Genomic DNA, 4,808 nt, shown 5'->3' on the forward strand with positions numbered 1-4,808 from the left:
CCTACAAGGGCGTGCCGTACGGGGCCAGCGTCTCGGGCGCCGGCCGCTTCAAGCCGGCCAAGCCGGTCGCCCCCTGGACCGGCGTGCGCGACGCCACCCGGCTGGGCACGCCCTCGCTGCAGGACCCGACCACCGTCTACGGCGTCAACGAGCCCCCACCCGGCGAGGACTGCCTGGTGCTGAACCTGTGGACCCCGGCCGGCGGGGCGAAGGGCAAGCCGGTGATGGTCTACAGCCATGGCGGCGGCTACACGACCGGCTCGGGCGGCAGCTCGGCCCAGGACGGCGCGATGCTGGCCCGCGAGCACGACGTGGTGGTGGTGGCCACCAACCATCGCCTGGGCGTGCTGGGCTATCTGTATCTGGGCGAACTGGGCGGGACCGAATACGCCGGCTCGGGCAATCAGGGCCTGTCGGACATCGTGCTGGCCCTGAAGTGGGTGGCCCGCAACATCGAGGCGTTCGGCGGGGATCCGGCCAATGTGACGATCTTCGGCGAGTCCGGCGGCGGGGCAAAGACCTCGTGCCTCTACGCCATGCCCTCGGTCGCGCCGCTGTTCTCCAAGGCCATCATCCAGAGCGGCCCGGTCGTGCGGGTGACGACCCCGGAGGTCGCCGCCCAGACGACGCGGATGTTCCTCGATCAGCTGGGCATCGCCCCGGCCGACTGGCGCAAGGTGCTGGACGTGCCCGCGCCCCAGATCCTGGCCGCCCAGAAGGCGATGAACGCCAAGGTCAAGAGCGACAGCGGCGGCTGGCGGGGCATCCAGTCGCTGACGCCCGGCACCTATGGCCCGATCGTCGACGGCGACCTGCTGCCGCATCATCCGTTCGACTCGACCGCCCCGGCCAGCGCCGCCGACAAGCCGCTGATGATCGGCTGGATGGACAGCGAGGCGGCGTTCTTCGCCTGGCAGAACAAGGACGTCGAGGCGTTCCGGCTGGACGAGACGGGGCTGAAGGCGCGGCTCTCGGGCAAGTTCGGCGACCGGGGCCAGGCCCTGATCGACACCTACCGGTCCGACCGCCCCGGCGCGACGCCCAGCGACATCTATCTGGCGGCCGCCAGCTACTACGCCATGGGTTCGGGCTCGGTGGTCACCGCCGAGCGCAAGGCCGCGCAGGGCAAGGCGCCGGTCTATGTCTACAACATCGCCTACCGCTCCAACCGCAAGATGGACGGGACCGACATCGAGCTGGGGGCCATGCACGCCAGCGACATCCCGCTGGTGTTCAACACCGTCGCCTCGCCCACCACCCTGGCCGGCGACCGCGCCGACCGCTTCGAGGCGGCGCGCAACATCAGCACCATGTGGGCCAATTTCGCGCGGACGGGAAAGCCCTCGGCGCCGGGGCAGCCGGCGTGGCCGGCCTATGACCTGAAGACGCGGCAGACCATGGTGCTGGACGTGAAGTGCAGCGTGGTCCCGGACCGGTTCGGGGCGGAGCGGAAGCTGTGGGCGAAGCTGGATCCGGTGACGGCGGGGTGATCCACCAAAATCTGTCATCCCGGACAAGCGCGTCGCGCGAAGATCCGGGACCGACCCGAAGTGCTGAGCTCAGGCGTCGGTCCCGGGCCTTCGCTTCGCTACGCCCAGGATGACAAGTTTTGGGATGGCGTTCGGCGCTACCGTCCCTTCTCCTTGCTCAACGCCGCCGCGGCGTTGACCAGCTGGATGTAGCTGGCGCCGACATTGATCACGTATTCGTTCTCGCCCCAGAAGAACGGCCAGTCCTCCTTGTTCTCGGGGAAGTCCGGCTTGACGATCAGCTCGCCGGGCACGACGCCGCCGGCGATGAAGCTGAAGTCGGCGCGGTTGTTACCGTAGGCGACTTCCTTCGAGACCGTGCCCACGGCCGAGACCAGCGAGATGTCCGAGCCCGGATGGGTCCCGTACAGATAGTTCAGGGACCGGAAGACCGCCTCGCCGTCGATGATCTGGGGGAAGGCCTTGTGCAGGGCCCAATGGGTCAGGCCGAATTCGGCGACGCCGCCGCTGCCGGCCCAGCCGCCCATGGCGATCGGCACGCCGAACGGGTTCTCGGTCGCCAGCTTGTCGCTCTGGGCCTTGTAGGCGCGCACCGCCGGCTCCATCCGCGACTTGAAGGCCGGCGGCATGAACGGGACCGCCCGGGCCGCCAGGTCGGCGTTCTGGATGAAGCGAGCCTCGACCTTGGGCCAGAGCTCGTCGATCCTGGCGGCGTATTTCGGATCCTTGGTGGCGATCAGCAGCTCGACCGCGGCGCTGAACTCCTCGTCGACGATGTCGCCGCCGGTGGTGTTGCCGTGGTGGAAGAGGTCGGGGGCGTGGGCGTGCTCCTCGTCCCAGACCCGCTGGGCGGTGGCCAGGCTGTCGTCGGCGAGCGCGTCGCGATAGCCGCGCAGGGCCCGGCTGGCGGCCGCCAGGGCGGCGATCGAGCCGTAGTTCAGCGGTGTCGACTTGCTGGTGAAGGCCCAGCGGTCGTCCTTGACCCCGCTGCGGCCGCCCTTGGTTTCATCGGGGCCGAGGGCGGCGTCATAGACCAGGCCGTCGGTCTTGGTCACCGCGTCGCCCAGGTGGGTGTACTGCTCGACGTCGGGCTCGACGATGCCGTGGATCGCGTGGCCCACGGCCTTGTGCTGGGCCAGCAGTTGCAGCGTGCCGTGCTCGATCTGCTGCAGGATGTCGGGCGTCCCGTCGGGGACGTGGATCTCGACGTGCCGGCGCTTCTGGTCGACGGAAGTCTCGTCGCGGGTCAGGCGGAACTGCTCCCAGGTGTCGACCAGGGTGCGCACGACCGCGTAGTGGGTCTGGGTGCGGATGTCGAAATCGCCCGCGTCGAACCAGCCGCCGACATTGAGGCCGGGGATGTGCTCCATCGGCTTGAACGGCGTGTCGGTGGTCGGGCCCTGCCGGTAGAGGTCGATGTGTTCGTGGTTCAACGGGGCCTGAAGGGCGTCGTCGCGGTGGCTGTCGCCGTGCCAGACCCGATAGGCCTCGTTGACGAACATGTGGTCCATGGCGACCGGGAAATAGACGTCCAGGGTCGGATGCCAGGCGTCGTCATAGAGCGACGGATCGATCCGGAACGGCGCGGTGCGCTTGCCGGCATAGTCCACCACATAGAGCCCCGGCGTCTTCACGGACGAAAAGTCGAACGGGGCGTAGGCGTAGCGCAGCCAGGGCGTCCAGGCGCCGAGCGGCGCGGTCAGCACCGGGGTGAAGGCACCGGTCTCGCTCACCCGCAGCAGGCTGGCCCGAGCCTTGGGCGGATCGGCCGGGTCGCGCTCGATGATCGCCACCTTGTTCTGGCTGGGCGCATAGCCCAGTTGCGAGTGCGCGATCGACGGCGGGCGGACCCAGTCGGGCAGGGCGTTGGCCGACACGGTCCATGCCACCACCCGGCCGGTCTTGCCGGCGGGGATGGGCGCGCGCAGCACGTACCAGCCGTTCTGGGCCTGGTTGCGGCCGTCATACAGCGACACCGGCCCGCCGGCCGTGCTGGCGATGGTGATCCGGCGCGTGGGATCCTCCGGCGCCAGCACGAAGCGGCCGGCCGTGACCAGGGGCAGGGGCTCGGCCCGGCCATCCGGACCGCTCGCCGCGGCCATCGGGCCGCTGGGATACAGCGGGAAGCCGCCCGGCTTGCCGTCGGCCAGGAAGGTCTTGCGGAAATAGGCCGAGGGCAGGACCTCGAGATTGAGCCCGGCCTTGCCCTCAAGGGCGGCGGGCAGGGGCTTGTCGAGCTCGACGCTCAGCACGAAGGCCTGGCCGCGCGGCTCGACGCGGAGGGTGTAGCGGAAGTCCTGGCCGACGAACTCCAGGGTCGCGGTGATCACACCGCTGACCGGATCGACCTTGCGCTCGATCAGCTTGGCCATCGGGTCCCACTGGCCGGGCGTGGGGCTGAGCCGCACGTCGCCGTTGGTGACGGTGCGCACCCCATGCTGGATCAGCTCGACCCCGCTCATCTTGGCGTCGTTGAACAGGTCCTCGGAGCCGTTGCTGAACACCAGGACGTTCAGCCCCCGGGTCTCCAGATAGCCCTTAGCGTTGAGCTTGAGCGCGGCGGCCGAAGGCGGGACGGGGCCTTGGGCCGCCGGCTGAGTCGTGGTTTGCGCAAAGGCGGCGGGCGCGGCGCCGGCCATCAGGCTCGCGGCCAGGGCGACGGCCTTCAGGGACCGCGTCAGGACTTCCATGGTGTTCCTCCGTCCTGGATGTCTCTCCAGGTGGCGGCAGCTTTCCCGTCTGGCGAGGCGAGCGTCAACGCACTTTTGGTACCGCTCCCATTTTTCAGACGGCGCGGCGAGACGCGGCGGCCGCGAGGGTGAGGCGATGCAGGGGAGTGGGGAGAGCGCCGGTCCACAATGCCTAATGATAGCGGTAACGCCCTTCCTGGCCGCGGCAACGGACCTGGAATGCGCCGCGCGCCCGTCGACCCGGCGCGAATCGTCGTCGGCCAGCACGCCCCGCGGCCTCTAACGGTGACGCTTGCAACCTTGTGTCATCGGTGTTTCCCGTCCGCCCCTGTGTCGAGGTTGCAACAGTCGGCCCACCCGAAGAAAAAGGCGTTTGCGTCAAAAAAGCGGCAATTGGCTTATTTGTCTGGGTTTGGGGTGATTTGTTCGATAAAAGACCTGGTACAGCGCTGTCAAAAACAGTTTCCGGTCGCTTGACCGGCTTCGCATACTGATGTTACCGCTAACGCAGTTGATGCCGTCCGGTCATTTTTGGCGAAAATCGCAAAAATCGCCGGATGAGATGTCGACACTGAAACAAGAAAAGCAGCCTTCATTTCGAGGCGCCTGCGTGGGGAAACGGCTATGA

At 68.3% G+C, this 4,808-nt stretch carries 2 protein-coding genes; one reads left to right on the top strand and one right to left on the bottom strand.

The window, feature by feature from the left end; all coding sequences use genetic code 11:
* On the top strand, positions 1 to 1,490 hold a 1,490-nt coding region (locus WAL33_RS17485), incomplete at its 5' end, for a carboxylesterase/lipase family protein (RefSeq protein WP_422182796.1).
* A gap of 137 nt (positions 1,491 to 1,627) precedes the next feature.
* Here the strand turns inward: WAL33_RS17485 and WAL33_RS17490 are convergent.
* Positions 1,628 to 4,180: a glycoside hydrolase family 9 protein gene (locus WAL33_RS17490; protein WP_422182797.1), complete on the bottom strand. Its 2,553-nt coding sequence runs from the start codon at positions 4,178 to 4,180 to the stop codon at positions 1,628 to 1,630.
* Positions 4,181 to 4,808: the final 628 nt, after the last annotated feature.

Source organism: Caulobacter sp., from assembly GCF_049283275.1.
GTDB lineage: Bacteria > Pseudomonadota > Alphaproteobacteria > Caulobacterales > Caulobacteraceae > Caulobacter.

What these genes read in the sequence shown, in the direction of transcription:
- WAL33_RS17490 (WP_422182797.1), bottom strand. Translation starts at nt 4,180, where the DNA reads ATGGAAGTCCTGACGCGGTCCCTGAAGGCCGTCGCCCTGGCCGCGAGC.